Source organism: Corticibacter populi, from assembly GCF_004217315.1.
In the GTDB taxonomy this organism is placed as follows: domain Bacteria; phylum Pseudomonadota; class Gammaproteobacteria; order Burkholderiales; family Burkholderiaceae_C; genus Lampropedia; species Lampropedia populi.
Genome location: NZ_SGWR01000004.1, coordinates 42,446 through 61,142, shown reverse-complemented (window position 1 = coordinate 61,142; position 18,697 = coordinate 42,446). Strand labels below are relative to the sequence as shown.

The window sequence follows — 18,697 nt, the reverse complement described above, 5'->3', positions numbered from 1 at the left end:
AAAAAACCTATACATTTGTCATTTCTGCGAATCTAACTTCGGGGAGGGCATCCTGCTTCGCCTCTTCCAAGATCCGAAGTAGTTCATCATTCTGATGCTCGCCATTGCTAACGATATCCCTTGCCAGTCTGACGCAGGCGGCACGCACAAAGGAAACACTAACGGACTCTCGGCCAGACGGAGAGATATTTATATACCCAGCGTTGTCATATATGACAGGAACAATTTCTACCAATGACTCTATGCTTTCATCAGACAGATATTTTTTGCAGTACATCTGATTGGCAGTCCAAAGCAGCGCTGACAAACCTGTCATTCGATTTGAACCTATCAGATAAACTAGCCTCACGATCAATCTGTCAATAGCAAGCGATTCCTTCTGGTCTCTCCAGGTCAACAGGGCATATGACGCATACGCTAATTTGTTTGCATCGTCCGATTGAAGCCCTTGTCTGATCAACCTTTCCACAGGCTCAATAAAACTCTCGTTTGCAACAGTAAAGTACGGCAATGCGATTAGAATCTCTGGTGCCTCGACCTCGGAATAAAAAGCACACAATTTTTGAAAGCTCTCTTCAGTCAATACTTCAGAAGGCAATGCAGGAACAACAGATCGAGCCAACACTTCACTGACCAATTTAGCGGTCTGGTGCTTTTCATTTTGCGAAAACCCGAGCATATCGTTGTTGTCTCTATTCGGCCTCCAAACAACCAGTTGCTCGAAGTAATCGACAGCCTGATCTACTGACGGAAATTCCTTGACATTTTCTGCTTGCGCAGCATTGGCTATATCCGTCAGAAGCTCCCGATTAATTAGGTTTGGACTTTTTGCATCAAATAGATAGCGCCTGACAAGAGCTTTGACAGCGGAAGGATCTGGTGAGGGAATTTCAAGTAGCACATATTTGAGCAAACCTGTTTCAGGAAGAGTGTGCAGATCGGGCTCACTTTCCCATACTTTCTCCGAAATTTTCTTGAGTTCTTCATCTGTCAAAAATTCTTTCTCGATCAACGGAAGAAGACGCAGTAGAGCAGCGGCACTTTGAGGTGAGCATGGTGCAATATGGTCTATTATTTCATCTATACGACGATCAAGAGCAGAGCCTTGCTTTCTTTCCCCTGGGTGTTTTACGACTGGATTGGCCCACTCTTTGTGATCCCTGATGCTTATTTCAGACTGAAGAGGGAATGACAAGGCATCGAGCAAAACATCATGCTGCTGCGAATCGGGAATGCTCTTGAGAGAGAATTCAGACAGGTGTTTGACTGCATCAAAAAGCCAGAAATGATGAAGTTCAGGTTTCTTGCCAAGAGATACAGCCAAGCGGAATATTTGCTTTGCCTGTTCGGGTGTGGCTCTCACTGATACGCGAGCTAATACCTCGATAAAAATCCGCAGGCGATCAATTGCAATGCTTCTATCAGATCCAGACCTCCCAGCCCAATTTGCTGCCCAATAGTTGATCGCCAGAGTGCACTGGTTCAGCAAATAATTCACGTTGTCATCTGAAAAGCATGCAACATGGATTCTTGAGAACACCTTTTTCAAGACGTCTGAAGTATCGCTATTCGCCGAACGAATAGCCAATGCAAAGCGGTGAATATTATCAATCCCATCAAGCTCTGCGATCCTAGCGGCTTGATCAACGAGGAAGCTGACACCGTTCCAGCGTAGGGGCATCCCCACGATGCCAGAGATGCCTTCCAACAAAAGCAAGGGATGCAATTCATTGCTGAAACTTACGCTATTGGCGTTATCTCGATAACGCCCTGGCTCAAATAGTGGTTCGATTGCATTTTTTTTCTGCTGTTTATCCAGCTCTTTAGAAATTCGCTCCCTAATATGCTCGATGTGATCCCATGGGTCACACTTGGAATCTCGATAGCTGGACGGGAAGGCTCTGAATTCTTTGTCAAATGACGAAAGATCAACGCCACGCATTAACCAGTGCGCCCAGGCTAATCGTGAGAGTACATGAATTGAGTTGCGATCATTTCGATACTGGGTTAGAAGCTCCTTGTACGCCTCTGCTACTAGAGCCTTACCCTTATCAAATTGCCCAAGCTCGGCAAGCAGAGAAGCTTTTCTTAATTTCCAGACTGGATTGCTACTGATAATTTTTTCAACATGTTGTTCCAAGGCGGTATAGTCGAACTGGTCGCGCGCCACGATAGCGCGATGGTAAGCAAGCTCATCGCTGCTTTCGGGCCAGTATTTTTTTCCTTTTTCCAATATTGCACTTGTCGTCTGAGCAATGTTTTCGGAGTCAGGATTATCCATCCAGCGCGTATTTTTCAGCAGCAAAAGCGCAATTTCCAACTGCTGCCTTTTGGATAGCACACATGACTTGTCAGGATCGCATACAGTAAGCAACTCATTAGCCAGCCAAGATGGCATGACCTCAAAGGTTACTTGGTGATGCCAAGTGATTTCGTACAATAGCTTGGCTTTAGAGGTTACTGCCATTGCAGACAGATTCTTGGGGTTTGGCCAAGGATCGGTTATGTGGCTTTGCAACTGAAATCGCTGTCCATAGGGACAAACCAACCAGTCAGGGTAAGACAACCGATCCTTTTCTAAAGACGGTAGCTTGTCCTCCAGCAACTTAGCCGCATAGCTGGCATCTTGATGAATCTTGGTGCTTTCTGCCCCCGTCGTTGTTGTACGATGCAGTTGCGTTGGATCCCACTCCCAAATCTGTTTAGGCTTAAGATCTTGTAAGGCTCGGATGAATATTTTTGTCGCTTCCAGATGCCGAATATCGAGTTCATCGTAATCTGTAACCAAGTCACCCAGGTCGATGGGCGCGACATTGATGGATTCCAGATATTTTCGTTTTGCGGAGTTCAGCCCCAAGGCTCCAACGAGGTAAATACGTCTTGAATGTGTGGCCAGATGATCTCGGACCCATCCAGCCCACTGGAGAAAGTTAGGATCATCACCGGAGAAGCCTAACAAGCACAGTTCGTTTTCGATGAAAACTTGACGTGAAAAATTGACAAACGCAGCGTACTGTTGTGGATATTTTCGGTAGTCCTCTTGGGTGAAAACCAGTTCTTTGGTTATGTCTATCGTTCCGTGCAGCTTGACGATTCTTGGTGATCTTGCGCTGGAAAGATCCTCTTGCTTGGAAACCACACTGTAAATCGGTTGGTGCACGTTGGCTGATGCACGCTCCAGCAACGTATCCCAGTTGGTGGTCAGAATTTCTGACCATGGCAATTCCAGTAAGGATTTGTGCAACTCGCTAGGTGCCCACGCAGCATCGTTGATTTCTTTTTTGACCAAGTCATTCAGAGCTTGCTTGCCAAAATAGGCGCAATATTCTTCTGCCAAGCGCAGAGGGTCGGTGCTGCCTGAACCCAATTCATCGGCAAGTTTGCTGGAAAAATGATTCCAGAGCGGCAGTTTCTTACTAGCATCGCCTGTCGAGGCAGCGCTTCTGCTAAAGCCTGCACCCACCATGACGGCTGCGCCATGATAGGAGTTGTCCTGCTGCCAAAGTGCAGACGCAAGTTTTTTTAATGCAGCGTAATCGGGAAGAGAAGAGATATCTTTCATCATTGCAGCACCCACTCCACGTTGAACAGCACCTGTTCCTGAACCCGCTGTTCCAGTTGCTCCTCAAGCTGTTCGATCAGCGTATTGCGTTGCATCTCGATGTCATCCTGCCTGGCGAACAGCTCCCTGCGTAGTTTGCTGCGCTTGTTTTCCAATTCTCGTTGGCGTTTCTGATGCGCCAGTTTTTCTTCCAGCGTGGGCGATGCGGCGGCGGTGCGGCGCACCTCCTTGATCTCGCCGTCGATGGCTTTGATTTCTTGCTCCAACCCGAGCTTCAGGTCGTCTGCCCAAGCATCGAGTTTCTGCACTTCCTGCTCGAAGTAGCCCAGATTGCGCTGATTGATCTCACGCAGTAGCACGCTTTTCCGGCTTTCGACGTTGGCGACGAGTTCGGCACATGCTTCCAGGTGCGCATCGCCTTTGACTTGCGCAGGCAGGCGCAGCAATTTTTCTGGATCGTCCTCTGGCAGCGCTTCCCCCGTCTGGGTGCAGGCGGAAACAACCAGGTGCTGCTCTTGATCGTTCAGGGTTTCGACGGTCAACAGGGTCACACTCAGCCAGCCGCTCTGGCCGCGCCATTTTTCAAGGCTGACGAGCCTTTTGCCGTAGGCGGCGTAGTCGAACGCCAATCGTGTGGGGAGTTGTAGATCTCGCGCCTTGGCGCGCTCAATGGCCCATTCCGCCAAGGGGTGGCCCATACGGTAAAGATGCGCATCGCCGCTGCGCCTGGGCAGTTCATAGCGCCCCGCCATCGCCGCCTGTTCGCTGCTGCCAGTGGCGTGACCTAGCCCATCGGGCAGGCTATGCAGGACAAAGCCATTGATTTCTTCGGCAGTATCGAAGCGGGCATGATCCCGCAACTCCGTGCGGCTCAAGTCCATCAGCAGGCGCTCGTACTTGTTCAGCACCGCTTGGCTGTCCTGGCTGCGGATGCGCAGTTTCTCCTGCACTTCCTCGTCGAAATTCTCCAGCAGAAGCTGCCGTGTTCTGAGCATCGCTTCGTCGATCTCGCTGGCAAGTTCGCGCTGGAGGTCTTCGAAGCGGTTGCGGATTTCTTCTGGCTTCGAGCATTTCTGGTAAATCTCTGCGATACGCCGTTCGAAATCCACGCCGGAGCCGATGGTCCCCAGCACTTCGTCACTGGCGCCGAACACGCCTTCGAACAGCTTGAACTTCTGCGACAGGAGGTCATAGACGCGCGCATCCGCCTCATTGCTGCGGTCGACGAAGTTGACCACCACCACATCGTGCTTTTGCCCGTAGCGGTGGCAGCGGCCGATACGTTGCTCGATCCGCTGGGGATTCCACGGCAGGTCGTAGTTGATGACCAGCGAGCAAAACTGGAGGTTGATGCCTTCCGCACCCGCCTCCGTCGCGATCATGATGGTGCCCCGCTCCTTGAAGTGTTCGACCAGCGCGGCGCGAGTATCTGCGGTTTTGGAGCCGGTAATGCGGTCGCTGCCTTCATGGCGTTGCAGCCAGTCTTTGTAAATGGCTTGAGCCCTGGCATCGCTGTTGGTGCCATTGAACAGCACGATACCGTCGCCGTAAGGCGTCTCAGCCAACAGGGAAAGCAGGTAGTTCTGGGTGCGCTTGGACTCGGTGAAGATGATGGCTTTCTTGCCCGCACCTAAACGCTCCAGCTCAGCGAAAGCTTTGCCCAGTGCAGTCAACAGCGCTTGCCCTTTGGCATTCTGTCGAATACCCGTAGCCAATTCCTTGAAGCGTCGGAGTTCGGCCGCTTCGTCGGCAATGGCTGCTCGTTCGTTGGCGCTGGCATCGGCATCATTGACGGTTGCGCCATTCCACTCATCGGCGGTTTCATCCAGTCCTTCGTAGTCGTCATCCAGCGACTCTGTTAGGTCAGGGACATCAGGCAACTCATCCAGTTGTCCTTGAAGGCGATTGGCCATAGTCTCCAGCGCCCCGGCAATGGCGTGGCTGGACGAGGCCAGTAGCTTCCATAGCACCAACGAGATCAGTTGACGCTGGCCTTCAGGCAGTGCCTTGAGATTCGGGCGACGCAGGTAATCGGCGACCAATGCGGAAAGTTGCTGCTCTTCCTGGCTGGGCGTGAACTCTTCGACGATGGCGATACGAGCGGTATACGGCACGTACTGCTGAACTTGCCGGCGCAGCGTGCGCTTGCAAAGCGGCGTCAAACGCTCTCGCAGTGCCCGGTTGGACTGTTCGGTTCTGACGCCAGAAAATTGCGTTCGGAAACTGTCGAGATCGCCAAATACACGCTCGTCGATCATGCTCACCAAGCCGTAAAGCTCCAGCAGGGTGTTTTGCAACGGTGTTGCCGTCAGCAGGACTTTGGCATCGACGTGCTCCAACGCGTCGCGAATGGTCCGGGCAATGACGTTGCCGTTCTTGTAGACATTGCGCAGACGGTGGGCTTCATCCATGACCACCAGATCCCAATGGATGCGCTTGAGGTCATCAGCCTTGGCTTTGGCGAACTGGTAGGAACAGATGACCGGCCCGCCTGCATGCAGAAAGGGTTGCGTGACACTTTCCTTGCGCATGGCGTTGTAGTTCTTCGCTTCGAGGATCAGCCCCTGAAGATTGAACTTGTCCTGCAATTCCTGGTGCCATTGCTTGCGCAGGTTGGCCGGCACGATGATGAGCATCTTGCGACGCCGCTCTGCCCAACGTTGAGAAATGACCAGCCCCGCTTCGATCGTCTTACCCAGCCCCACCTCGTCCGCCAGGATCACGCCTCGCGAGAGTGGATTGCGGCAGGCAAAGAGCGCGGCTTCGACCTGGTGCGGATTCAAATCCACCTGGGAGTCAACCAGCGCACTCGCCAGAGATTCCACGCTGTCGCTGGCTGCCTGGCGGGTAAGCTGCCAAGCGAAGTACTGACTTTGGTGAGGGGTCAGAAAGTATTCCAAAGTATGTGTCTCCGCAGGCGTCAAGCAGGCCAGTACAGCCGCTTCAGCGGCACGATGCGTTTGGTTTCGGCGTCGGTGGCGTCGTAGTGTTCGATCAGGGCGCGCACCACATGATCCAATGTCCACATTGCAAGCGGAATGGATGCCCGGTCCGCTTCGTACTGCGCGTCCTTGGTGAAGCCGCCGGTGCTGACGTATAGCCCGCGATCATCCTTATGGCGGCCGCCGAGAAAGCTGCGAATCTCCTGACTGCCCATCTGCCCTTTGCGGTGCTTGACCTCCACGACGATGCGCGGGTGTTCGAAGCCGAAACCGTCCGGCGACGCCACGATGTCCTTCCCACGGTCGGAGCCAGGCGGCGAGACCTGGGTCTTGTAGCCCATGGCGCGCAAGATGCCGGCAACCAGCTGCTGCATGTCGTCCCAGTCCAGTTCGTTGACCCGATCCTTGATGCGTTCCAGCGCCTGAGATTCGATGTCGACCAGCGGGTCGGCGATGGCCTCTTCCGCGTCATCTTCCACTGGCGGAACGGGTTTGCCTTTCAACGCCGCCAGCACTTCGACGGCGGCACTCGACGGCACCTCGAACAGGGTTAGCGTGGAACCCAAACTGTTCTTGGTGCTCGTGCCCAGGCTGTCGCGCGGCAGCTCCTGCGCTTGCCACTGAACCTTGCGCGCCAGCGGCATGCCTTGCTCCGCCCACTCGGGATGGTGCTCGGTTGGTCCCGTGACCTTGCCGATCGAATACAGGCGATTGGCTGGCGAGTAGGTGACGATCCAATCACCATCCTGGATGTCGTTGACGAAGCGCCAGACCTGGGATGCGCCCGAGATCACTGTCCCTTGTTTGGCCTGGGGCTCGGCGGACTGGTACAGGGCGATTAGCTGCTTGCGCCCGACACCGGGTTTGGCATGGGCCGCCAATTGATTCCAGCCTATAGCCGCCACACCACGCTCACGAAAGGCGTCATACAGACTGCCGCCTTCGCCGCGCACCATCCACATCCGTGCCATCGCATTCCCTCTCGTATTCATAGCCATCAATCCAGCACGACCAGAAATTCGGTCGCCAGCGCGGTTGGCTGAACATCCCGAACATTGCGCTGCAGCGAAACCAGGCCGTAATCCGACATCATCCGCAGGGTGCGCGACAGGTTCGGCACCTTGCGGCCGCTAAGTTCGGCCAGTTCGGTCAGGGACTTGGGTTGTTTGTCATGGATCAGGCGCAGCAGGCGGCGGTTGTCGTCCGACAGCACCGCTGCCAGTGATGCCAGAGACGGAAACCAAATGCTGGGCGTTTCGCTTCCCTGCGGTGGCAAACCGTCTGGCTGTCGGATACCCACAATGCAGCGCTTCATGATCGCGAATCCAATGACACGTTGATTTACAATTATATCAGTGTCTGATAATCATCGTCGATCATAAATGCCCGCCACGAAGGAAAAGGCAGAGACAAGGGAATGGCAATCAAGGGGCAACGGCCCTACCCAAAAAGGGAAAAGGCCACCAGCGCCCCGGCCGGACTCACACCACCAAATTGGCCGATGGCGCCAGCCCATCGATGTAATCCGACCACGCCTGCAACATCTCCCGCCGCTGCTCTGCGTACTCCGCCCTGTTGTAGACGCCGCGCACGCCGCCGATGGTGTGGTTCAGCGCCTTTTCCACCACGTCCGAAGCCCAGCCCTGCTCGTGCAGCAACGTCGATGCGGTGCGCCGCAGGTCATGGATGGTGAAGGCAGGGATCTCCTGCCCCTGTAATGACACCTTCAGCGCCTGGTTCAGTGCATTGTCGGCGAAGGGCTTGGCCAGGGTGCCGCGCCCTGGCAGCACCCAGTCGCTGCTGCTGGCGAGCGGCTTGAGTTCCTTGAACAGCGTTTGCGCCTGGGTGGACAGGTAGACGATGTGCGGCTTGCCGGTCTTGGAGTTCTCGACCGGGATGTGCCATTCGCCTTCGTCCAGATGCACGTCCTTCCACTGCGCCAGCATCAGCTCGGACTTGCGCACCAGTGTCATCAGGATCAGCTGGAAGGCGATCTTGAACTGGCGACGGATATTGGAGGACTGCATGGCGCGCAGGAACTGCCGGATTTCGTCCGGCGTCAGCGCCCGATCGCGGGCGGCGGCGCGGTAGACGTGCCGCATCGGCAGGGCCATGACCGGGTTGGCCTGGATCAGCCCGCAGGTCAGTGCGTAATCGAACATGCGTTTGAGCAGCCCGCGCACCTGGCCGGCGGCGGCGTCGAAGCCTTGCTCTTTCTTGCGCCAGATGACGCTGCGCACGTCTTCGGCGGTAATGTCCCGGACCGGCTTGCTGCCTATGTGCGGCAGGATGTCCTTCTCCAGGTAGCGGCGAGGCATGGTCACGTCCTTGCGGTCGCGTGACTGGATGTCCTTGAAGAAGCGTTCGGCGAATTCGGCCACGGTGGCGTCTTCTGCGCCGGCCACTTTCTCCTGCTGTTTCTTCTTTGCTGGCGACTCCCCCATCGCCACTTGGTGGGCTGCCTCGTCCCGTTTCAGGCGGGCGTTCTTCAGGGTAAGGGCCGGGTACTTGCCGAGTGTGAGCTTTTCCCGTTTGCCGTCCAGCCGATAGCGATAACGCCAGACGATGCTGCCACTCGGCAGCACCTCGACGTACAGCCCGCGATCGTCGCTGACGATGTACGAGGCATCCTTCGGCTTGAGCGCCTTGAGCGCGGTGTCTGTGAGAGACATGGACCCTCCTTTGGGTCCATGAAAGTCAATAGTCAGGCTATTCGGTGAGATTGGACCCATATATGGACCCGAATAGCGATGGCTTTGACTGTATCACCGAATCACTCAGTAGACAAAAATCCTTTTATTTATGCGGCTTACAGGCACATCAGCAGACTTCGGTGGACCTCCATGGACCCCACATCACTTCCCGATGCAGAAGCTCGAAAAAATCACCCCCAGCAGGTCATCGGAGGTGAACTCGCCGGTGATGGCATTGAGTGCCGTCTGGGCCAGGCGCAGTTCCTCGGCGAGCAGATCGAGGGGACGCTCCGGCTGCTCCAGCATGGCGCTGGCGATGTTCAGATGTTCGCCCACCTCGGCCAGCGCGCGCAGGTGTCGCGCGCGGGCCATGAAGACGCCTTCGGGCAGGGACTGAAAGCCGGCCAGTTCCAGCAGACGCTGGCGCAGTACATCCAAGCCGGTGCCGGCCTGGGCGGAAATGAAAAGGCTTTCCTCGCCCGCAGGCAGCGCGGCTGTTACCGCTGCCTGCGCCGCGGGCGTGACGCAATCAAGCTTGTTCCAGACATGCAGCACGGGCGTCGCCGGGGCGATGCGCTTGGCGAGATGCCTGCGGATTTGCGCATCGCCCTGCTGGTAGGCGGCGCTCTCGCGCTGCGTCAGGTCGTGCAGGAACAGCACGGCATCGGCACCTTCAAGGGCATGCCAGGCGCGCTCTACGCCGATGCGCTCGACGGTGTCCTCGGTCTCGCGCAGACCGGCGGTATCGACGATGTGCAGCGGCACGCCATCGATCTGGATGGTCTGCTCGACCTTGTCGCGGGTGGTACCGGCAATGGGCGTGACGATGGCCAGTTCCGCACCGGCCAAGGCATTGAGCAGCGAGCTTTTGCCGGCGTTGGGCTGGCCGGCGATGACGATCTTCAGGCCCTCGCGCAGCAACGCGCCCTGGCGTGCGCGGCGGCGCACGCTCTCGAGCTGCGCCTGCAGTTGCTGCAACTGGCCGGCGGCGTCGGCCTCCTGCAGGAAGTCAACGTCTTCCTCTTCGGGGAAGTCCAGCGTGGCCTCGACCAGCATGCGCAGGTGGATGAGCTGCTCGCGCAAGGAGCCGATGGCCTGCGAGAAGGCGCCGCTGAGCGACAGACCGGCACTGCGCGCGGCGGTTTCGGTGCTGGCGTCGATCAGGTCGGCTACGGCCTCGGCCTGGGCGAGGTCCATCTTGTCATTGAGGAAGGCGCGCTGGGTGAATTCGCCCGGCTCCGCCAGGCGCAGCCTCGGCAGGCGCGGCTCGCCGGTGGCGGGATCGCGCTCGGCCGCCGATTCGAGGCAGCGCGCCAGCAGCATCTGCAGCAACACGGGTCCGCCGTGGGCCTGCAGCTCGAGCACGTCCTCGCCGGTGTAGGAATGGGGAGCCGGGAAGTACAGCGCCAAGCCATGGTCGAGCGGCGTGCCGTCGCCAGCCGGGAACGGCAGGTAGTGGGCATGGCGCGCGCGCAGCGGCTGGCCCAGGTAATGCTCGGCCCAGGGGCGCAGTTGCGGCCCGGAGATGCGAATCACGCCAATGCCGCCGCGGCCGGGTGCGGTGGCAATGGCGATGATGGGGTGGCGTGGCAAAGCGGGCGGCGCAGTCATGAATGCAGGCGGGGTGGACGCAAAGATCCGATTATCGGCCACGGCCTGCCGGCGCTGCTGCAGCAAGCAGCCAGTGCCTGCGCCGCGCTTATGCTTCTTCGACGGCAGCGACCACCACCACCTCGATGCGGTAATCCGGGTTGGCCAGCAGTGCCTGCACCGTGGCGCGCGGCGGGGTGTGGCTGGGGTCGACCCATTCGTCCCACACCGCGTTCATGGCACCGATGTCGCCCACGTCCCGCAGGTAGATCTGGCATTGCAGGATGCTGCGCTTGCTGGAGCCGGCCTCGGCGAGCAGACGGTCGATGTGGCCAAGCACCTCGCGGGTCTGAGTGGCGATATCCTGGCCCGGGCTGTTCTCGGGGATTTGCCCGGCCAAATAGACGGTGTTGTTGAAGATGGCGGTCTCCGAGAGGCGCGGGCCGACATGGTGGCGAACGACGGGGGATGCAGGCATGCTCATGGGGTGTTCCGTTGCAGCGCTTGGCGCTTGAGGGGTGATGATGGGGTACCGGGGCCGAGGCCACCCGTTGCACCGGTGAATGGCGGCGCAACGGGGTGCAGCTTGAAGAACCTGTTCACGATCTTTCCGCGGACCACGAAAAGATCGTGAACAGTATCCCAAGGCCGTTGGCTAGGCGGTCAGGCCAGCAGCGCGTTGACGCGCTTGACGTAGGCGGCGGGGTCGGCCGGCAGCCCGCCTTCGGCCAGCAGCGCCTGGTCGAACAGGATATGGGCCAGGTCGGCGAAGGCGGCGCCGTCTGCCGCTTCCAGCTTCTTGAGCAGCGGATGCGCGGGATTGACCTCCAGCACCGGGCGGGTATCCGGCACGGCCTGGCCAGCCTGCTTGAGAAGGCGCGCGAGCTGGGTGCTGATCTGGCCGTCCTTGACCACCAGGCAGGCGGGCGAGTCGACCAGGCGCGTGGTCACGCGCACGTCCTCGGCCTCGGCGGCCAGCGCGGCCTTGAGGCGTTCGAGCACGGGCTTGAAGGCTTCGGCCGCCTCTTCGGCGGCCTTGCGCTCGGCTTCGTCCTGCAGATCGCCCAGGTCCACGGCACCCTTGGCAATGGATTGCAGCGGCGTACCGTCGAAGTCGCTCAGAAAGCCCATGGCCCATTCGTCGACGCGGTCGGTCATCAAGAGCACTTCGATGCCTTTCTTGCGGAACAGCTCGAGTTGCGGACTGCTCTTGGCGGCGGCCAGGTTGTCGGCGGTGAGGTAGTAGATGGCCTTCTGGCCTTCCTTCATGCGGGCCTTGTAGTCGGCCAGGCTGACGCTGACGGTGTCGCTTTGCGTGGAGGCATAGCGCAGCAGCTTGGCGATGCGCTCGCGGTTGGCGAAGTCCTCGCCCAGACCCTCCTTGAGCACGGCGCCGAATTCGGCGTAGAAGCGCGCGTACTTGCCCGCCTCGTCGGCAAACTCGGCAGAGGCTCCGGCGGCGGTGGCAGTCTCCTTGCCGGCGGCGTTCTTGTCCTCGACATCGGTGACGTCGGCGGTCGATTCGGGGGCCGGCGTGGCCTCGCCCGAGCCGATGTCGATCTTGCCTTCCTGGCTTTGCGCGTCGGTGCGCTGTTCATCGGCCAGGCTCTCGAGCAGGCCCAGCACGCGGCGCGTGTTGCCGTCGCGGATGGCGCGCACATCGCGGCTTTCCTGCAGCAGTTCGCGGCTGACGTTGAGCGGCAGGTCGGCCGAGTCGATCACGCCGAACACGAAGCGCAGGTATGAGGGCAGCAGCGCATCCGCCTCGTTCATGATGAAGACGCGCTTGACGTAGAGCTTGATGCCGGCGTGCTTGTCGCGGTTCCACAGGTCCTGCGGCGCCTTGGCCGGGATGTAGAGCAGCTGCGTGTATTCGGTGCTGCCCTCGACCTTGTTATGGCTCCAGGCCAGCGGCGCCTCGAAGTCGTGACTGAGGCTCTTGTAGAACTCGATGTACTGCTCGTCCGTGATGTCCTTCTTCGGTCTCGCCCACAGCGCGTTGGCCTGGTTGATGGTTTCCCACTCGCCGGTCTTGACCATGCCGCCAGGCTCACCCTCTTGCTCGCCGTCCTTCCACTCTTCCTTCTCCATCTGCACCGGCAGGCTGATGTGGTCGGAATACTTGTTGATGATGGACTTGAGCTTCCAGCCGTTGAGGAAATCCTGGGCATCCTCGCGCAGTTGCAGCGTGATGCTGGTGCCGCGCTGCGCGCGCTCGATGCTGGCGACCTCGAAGTCACCCGTGCCATCGCTCTGCCAGCGCACACCTTCGCTGACCGGCAGGCCGGCGCGGCGGGTTTCGACGGTGACCTTGTCGGCGACGATGAAGGCCGAGTAGAAGCCCACGCCGAACTGGCCGATCAGCTGCGCATCGGCCTTCTGGTCGCCGGTGAGGCGGCTGGTGAACTCGCGCGTGCCGCTCTTGGCGATGGTTCCCAGGTTGTCGATGGCCTCCTGCACGCTCATGCCGATGCCGTTGTCGTCGATGGTCAGCGTCCTGGCCTTCTCGTCGAAGCTCACCCGCACGCGCAACTCCGGGTCACTCTCGTACAGCCCGCTGTTGTCCAGCGCCTCGAAGCGCAGCTTGTCGCAGGCATCGGCGGCATTGGATATCAACTCGCGCAGGAAGATCTCGGGATTCGAGTAAAGGGAATGGGTCACCAGGTGCAGCACCTGGGCAACTTCGGCCTGGAAGGAATGTTTTTGTGTGCTCATGAGATTCGTCCAAACAACAATCAAGCAGTCAAGTGACCGGAGAAAACGGCGGTGAAGGGCTCGAAAAGGTCTCGGCAACCCCAGCCGCAAATCGCACAGATGCGGTCGAGGGATCTTTTTTCAAGTCATGGCCATCGCCAGCAAAAGCCGGACGGGGCGCCCGCTATTGATCATTGTTCACAGAAGCACCGCTCCGTGCCTGCCGCACCGGCCCACAATGCGCTGCCGTCCACGGCCACAGGCTGCGCCGGTGGCGGCTGCGCATCATTGTGCATCCGGGTCCTGCATCCGCGTTCTGCATCCGGCATCCATCTGACACCAAGGAGCGACACACCATGGCCACTTACAGCACCTCCAAGAAACTGGCAGCCGAATTCATCGGCACCTTCTGGCTCGTCCTGGGCGGCTGCGGCAGCGCAGTGCTGGCAGCCAAATTCCTCAGCAACGGCGCCGACACCGGCCTGGGCATCGGCTTCCTGGGGGTCGCGCTGGCCTTCGGCCTGACGGTGCTCACCGGCGCCTATGCGCTCGGCCCCATTTCGGGCGGCCACTTCAACCCGGCCGTCTCGGTGGGTCTGGCCGTCGGCGGGCGCTTCTCGTACGCCGAGCTGCCCGGCTACATCATCGCGCAAGTGCTCGGTGGCGTGGCCGCCGGCGCCGTGCTGTATGTGATTGCCACCGGCAATGGCGCCAGCGTCGGCGGCTTTGCCAGCAACGGCTATGGCGATCTCTCGCCCGGCAAGTACAGCCTGACGGCGGCGCTGGTCACCGAAATCGTGCTCACCGCCATCTTCCTGATCGTCATCCTCGGCACCACCGCGCGCCGCGCCGCCGCCGGATTCGCCGGCCTGGCCATCGGCCTGACGCTGACGCTGATCCACCTGATCTCGATTCCGGTGACCAACACCTCGGTCAACCCCGCACGCAGCACCGGCGTGGCGCTGTTCGCCGAAACCGCCGCACTCGGCCAGCTCTGGCTGTTCTGGGTGGCACCCATCATCGGGGCGGCGCTGGGCGCGGTGATCTACAAGGCCCTGCTGGCCACCGCCGAGGACGAGTGAACGAGTACACGCAACCGGACCGCACCGCCTGCCAGCCATGCCGCAACCGGCTTGACCGGCATCAAACAAAAGCCCTCTGCCACCCTTGGCCAGAGGGCTTTTTGCTGTCCGCACGGTCATGGTGCGGCGTGCGCCGCTATCATCGGCGGCATGGCTTGGGGCCCGCCCAGAGCCCATTCCCACCCAAAGGCGCCTACGGTCCCGCCCACACCGCGCCAGGAGGCAGCAGCATGCAAGTCGATATCGCCATCGTCGGAGCCGGCCCGGTGGGCCTGGCCTTTGCCCAGTCAATGCAGGGAAGCGGCCACTCGATCGCGCTGATCGACCGCCAGCCGCTCGATGCGCTGGCCGAACCCGCCTTCGATGGCCGCGAGATCGCGCTCACGCACGCCTCGCGCCGCATCCTGGAGGAGCTGGGCGCCTGGCAGCACATCGACCCGGCCGAGATCTCGCAGCTGCGCGATGCGCACATCTTCAACGGCGCCTCGCGTTACGCGTTGAAGATCGACGCGACGCTGATCGGCGTGGCCGAGCTGGGCTACTTCGTGCCCAACCATCTGATCCGCAAGGCCTTGTTCGATGCCGTGCAGGCCAGCCCGCATGTTGCACTGCTGGGCAGCACCAGCGTGGTCGGCGTGCATACCGGCACCGCTTCGCACCGGCTGCAACTCGCCAACGGCGAGGCGGTGCAAGCCCGGCTGGTGGTCGCCGCCGACAGCCGCTACTCCGAGACCCGCCGCATGATGGGCATCAGCGCCGACATGCATGACTTCGGCCGCACCATGCTGGTGTGCCGCTTCGCGCACGAGGCACCGCACCACCACATCAGCTGGCAGTGGTTCGACGTCGGCCAGACGCTGGCACTGCTGCCGCTCAATGGCGAGCGCTCGAACGTGGTGCTGACGCTGCCGCCGCACGAGATGCAGGAACTGCTGGCACTGGACGATGCGGCCCTCTCCGCCAACATCACGCGGCGCTTCGCGCACCGCCTGGGCGCCATGCAAAAGGAAGGCACGCCGCACAGCTACCCACTGGTGGGCGCGTATGCGCGCCGCTTCGTGGCGCCGCGCTACGCGCTCATCGGCGATGCCGCCGTGGGCATGCATCCCATCACCGCACACGGCTTCAACTTCGGTCTGCAAAGCCAGGAGAGGCTGGCGCGCCAGCTTTGGCTGGCCAAGCGCCGCCACCACGACGTGGCCGACCCGCGCCATCTGCAGGCCTATGAGCGGCAGCACCGCCTGGCAACCTGGCCGCTTTACCAGGCCACCAACGGCATCGCGCAGCTCTACACCGACGACCGCTCCGTGCCACGCCTGCTGCGCGATGGCGCCCTGCGCCTGGCCAATACGGTGCAGCCCTTCCGGCGCGCCCTGGCGCTGCACCTGACGCAGGCGTAAACAAGGATCCCGGGCCCGGCCGGGCGCCCCCCGGTCGTCACAGGCCGCGCACCAGCGCCAGCGCCTCCTCGATGCGCTCGACCGGGTGGACGGTAAGGCCGGCGATCGGCTTCTTCGGCATATTGGCCTTGGGCACCACCGCCACAGTGAAGCCCAGCTTGGCCGCCTCGCGCAGCCGCTCCTGGCCGCGCGCGGCCGGCCGCACCTCGCCGGCCAGCCCCACCTCGCCAAAGGCGATGAAACCCTTGGGCAGAGCCTGGTTGCGCAGCGAGGACTGGATCGCCATCAGAATCGCCAGATCGGCCGCCGGTTCGTTGATGCGCACCCCGCCGACTGCGTTGATGAACACATCCTGGTCGTAGCTGGCCACGCCGGCATGGCGGTGTAGCACCGCCAGCAGCATGGCCAGGCGGTCGCGCTCCAGGCCCACCGAGAGACGCCGCGGACTGGGCCCACCGCCATCGACCAGTGCCTGGATTTCCACCAGCAGCGGCCGCGAACCCTCCAACGTCACCAGCACGCAGCTGCCCGGCACCGCCTCGCTGTGCTGGCTGAGAAAAATCGCGCTGGGATTGGAAACGCCCTTAAGGCCCGTTTCGGTCATGGCGAACACGCCGATCTCGTTGACGGCGCCAAAACGGTTCTTGATGGCGCGCACCAGCCGGAAGCTGCTGTGCGTGTCGCCCTCGAAATACAGGACGCTGTCGACCATGTGCTCGAGCACGCGCGGGCCGGCCAGCTGGCCCTCCTTGGTGACATGCCCGACCAGCACGATGGCGATGCCGGTGGCCTTGGCCAGGCGCGTGAGGTGCGCCGCGCATTCACGCACCTGCGCGACCGAACCGGGCGCCGAGCTAAGCTGGTCCGAGTACAGCGTCTGGATCGAATCGATCACCGCCACGGCCGGCTGCGCGGCCTCGACGGAGGCCAGGATTTTCTCAAGCTGGATCTCGGTGAGGATGGGCACCAGGCTGTCGGGCAGGCCCAGTCGGCGCGCGCGCATCGCCACCTGGGCGCCACTTTCTTCGCCGCTGACGTAGAGCGTGGGCAGGCCCTGGCGCTGCAGGCGGTCGAGCAACTGCAGCAGCAGTGTGGACTTGCCGATGCCCGGGTCGCCGCCGATCAGCACCACTGAGCCCTCTACCACGCCGCCGCCGAGCACCCGGTCGAGCTCCTGCAGACCGCTGGGCGTGCGGGCCACCTCGGTGGCCTCGATGTGCGCCAGCGGCATGACCGGCTGCGCCGCCGCCAGCCCGGCGTAATGGTTGGCGCTGAGCCGGTTCCTGCTCTCGCCGGGCACGGCCGCCGGAGCGGTCTCGACCAGCGTGTTCCAAGCCTCGCAGGCCGGGCATTTGCCCAACCAGCGCGGACTGGTGGCGCCGCAGTTGGAGCAGGTGAAAAGACTTTTGTCGCGTGCCAAGAAATGCCCTCGCAGACCCTTGGGAAGCGGGTCCGAAAAGCCTTATTCTCGCTCGTCTTCGCGCACGCGGAACAACCAGGCCTTGCGGATCAGGAACGAGGCCGCGTAGAGCAGCCCGTCGACCGCCGCCTTGGTTACCACCGGCTGGGTGCGCCAGGTCTCCACCACGAATTCGACCAGCGTGGCCGAGCTCAGCATCAGGAGCACCGCCAGCGCCGCATAACCGGCGAACTGCGGCAGCAACGCATGGGCGTGGCGGCCGCGGAACACGAAGAAGCGGTTGCCGGCAAAGTTGTAGACGGCCGAAAGCAGCCGCGCCACCACCACCGCGACGAAGATGTTGCCGGTGGCATGGAGCAGCGCCGCGAACAAGGCCAGATCCAGCACGAACGAGGTGCCGGCGACCAGCAGGTCCTTGAGCAGCACCCAGTAGATGCGGATCGAGTCGATCACCGGGCTGAAATGCGAGCTTTCGTTGCCATCGATGTAGACGGTGGCAATCGGCACCTCGCGCACCGGCACGCGATGCTTGACCAGATAGGCCAGCATGTTCATCTCGTACTCGTAGCGCTCGCCCTGCAGGCGCAGCAGCGCCGGCAGCAGGCTGGCCGGCAGCAGACGCAGGCCGGTCTGCGTGTCGGAGATGTGACGCCCCGAGAGCTTGCCGAAGACCCAGCGCGTCAGCTCGTTGCCAATGCGGCTGCGCAGCGGCGCGTCCGCGCGGAAGCTGCGCGCACCCAGCAGCACGGCGCCATCGTCGCAGGCCAGTGCCTGCTGCGCCAGCACCTGGACGTCAAAAGGCAGGTGCTGGCCATCGGCATCGAGCGTGATGACATAGCGAAAACCCCGGTGCAGCACGGCGCCGAACGCGGTCTTGAGGGCCGCACCCTTGCCCTGGTTGTGCGCATGCTCGAGCAGTTCGACATCGCCACGAATGGCGTCGAACACCGGTGCGCACTCCGCGGCCGAGCCATCGTTGATCACCACCAGATGGGCAAAGCCCCGGGCGCGCAACTCCCCCACCAGCGCAACCAAGCCGTCACCGGGGTTGTAGGCGGGAATGATGAGGCAGCAGGCGTTCAGATCTGGCAGCATGATCGGGCAACGCGCCACATGGGCAACGGGAAGACAGAGGTTCCGTGCAGGCCATGCCTGGGCGCTTGGTATTCTTGTATTCAGGGTCCTGGGATCGGACGTGCCCGGGTGCCGGCGGCAGTGGTCACTGCCGCCGGCACCCGGGCCATTCCAATGCTTCATTCGACAAGGCCCCGGACAGCAGCGACAATCGCGCCTGTCGGTGATGACCCGTCGCCA

At 60.8% G+C, this 18,697-nt stretch carries 12 protein-coding genes; 2 read left to right on the top strand and 10 right to left on the bottom strand.

The window, feature by feature from the left end:
• Positions 1-7: 7 nt before the first annotated feature.
• The 8 genes from EV687_RS14405 to htpG all read right to left on the bottom strand — a co-directional run bounded on the left by EV687_RS14405 (position 8) and on the right by htpG (position 13,502).
• Complete coding sequence (locus EV687_RS14405) at positions 8-3,565, bottom strand: SIR2 family NAD-dependent protein deacylase (RefSeq protein ID WP_122229724.1); 3,558 nt, start codon at positions 3,563-3,565, stop codon at positions 8-10.
• Positions 3,562-6,462, bottom strand: coding sequence for an SNF2-related protein (locus EV687_RS14400; RefSeq protein ID WP_122229726.1), 2,901 nt, complete (start codon positions 6,460-6,462; stop codon positions 3,562-3,564). Before EV687_RS14400 ends, EV687_RS14405 begins: the two co-directional genes overlap by 4 nt.
• Before the next feature lie 20 nt (positions 6,463-6,482).
• Positions 6,483-7,475: a restriction endonuclease gene (locus EV687_RS14395; protein ID WP_162846624.1), complete on the bottom strand. Its 993-nt coding sequence runs from the start codon at positions 7,473-7,475 to the stop codon at positions 6,483-6,485.
• Positions 7,476-7,501: 26 nt separating this feature from the next.
• Positions 7,502-7,819, bottom strand: a complete 318-nt coding sequence (locus EV687_RS19045) for an HVO_A0114 family putative DNA-binding protein (protein WP_122229730.1) — start codon at positions 7,817-7,819, stop codon at positions 7,502-7,504.
• Positions 7,820-7,985: 166 nt separating this feature from the next.
• Entirely contained in the window at positions 7,986-9,176 is a 1,191-nt protein-coding gene (locus EV687_RS14385) for a tyrosine-type recombinase/integrase (protein ID WP_122229732.1), read from the bottom strand.
• A 183-nt stretch (positions 9,177-9,359) separates the two neighbouring features.
• Positions 9,360-10,808, bottom strand: coding sequence for a tRNA uridine-5-carboxymethylaminomethyl(34) synthesis GTPase MnmE (gene mnmE / locus EV687_RS14380; protein ID WP_122229947.1), 1,449 nt, complete (start codon positions 10,806-10,808; stop codon positions 9,360-9,362).
• 88 nt (positions 10,809-10,896) lie between these two features.
• Positions 10,897-11,271 carry a RidA family protein gene (locus EV687_RS14375; RefSeq protein ID WP_423201095.1) on the bottom strand — a complete coding sequence of 125 codons (375 nt, stop codon included), beginning with the start codon at positions 11,269-11,271 and terminating at the stop codon, positions 10,897-10,899.
• 179 nt (positions 11,272-11,450) lie between these two features.
• The gene (htpG, locus tag EV687_RS14370; RefSeq protein ID WP_122229734.1) at positions 11,451-13,502 is read right to left on the bottom strand and encodes a molecular chaperone HtpG; all 2,052 of its coding nucleotides are present in this window, start codon (positions 13,500-13,502) and stop codon (positions 11,451-11,453) included.
• A gap of 335 nt (positions 13,503-13,837) precedes the next feature.
• Here htpG and aqpZ point away from each other — a divergent pair, with 335 nt between their 5' ends.
• Positions 13,838-14,563, top strand: a complete 726-nt coding sequence (gene aqpZ / locus EV687_RS14365) for an aquaporin Z (protein ID WP_122229736.1) — start codon at positions 13,838-13,840, stop codon at positions 14,561-14,563.
• Positions 14,564-14,793: 230 nt separating this feature from the next.
• Complete coding sequence (ubiM, locus tag EV687_RS14360; RefSeq protein WP_122229738.1) at positions 14,794-15,963, top strand: 5-demethoxyubiquinol-8 5-hydroxylase UbiM; 1,170 nt, start codon at positions 14,794-14,796, stop codon at positions 15,961-15,963.
• A gap of 37 nt (positions 15,964-16,000) precedes the next feature.
• Here the strand turns inward: ubiM and radA are convergent, their stop codons facing one another.
• On the bottom strand, positions 16,001-17,383 hold the full coding sequence (radA, locus tag EV687_RS14355) for a DNA repair protein RadA (RefSeq protein WP_122229740.1): 1,383 nt from the start codon (positions 17,381-17,383) through the stop codon (positions 16,001-16,003).
• Positions 17,384-17,425: 42 nt separating this feature from the next.
• Positions 17,426-18,478 carry a glycosyltransferase gene (locus tag EV687_RS14350; RefSeq protein WP_162846620.1) on the bottom strand — a complete coding sequence of 351 codons (1,053 nt, stop codon included), beginning with the start codon at positions 18,476-18,478 and terminating at the stop codon, positions 17,426-17,428.
• Positions 18,479-18,697: the final 219 nt, after the last annotated feature.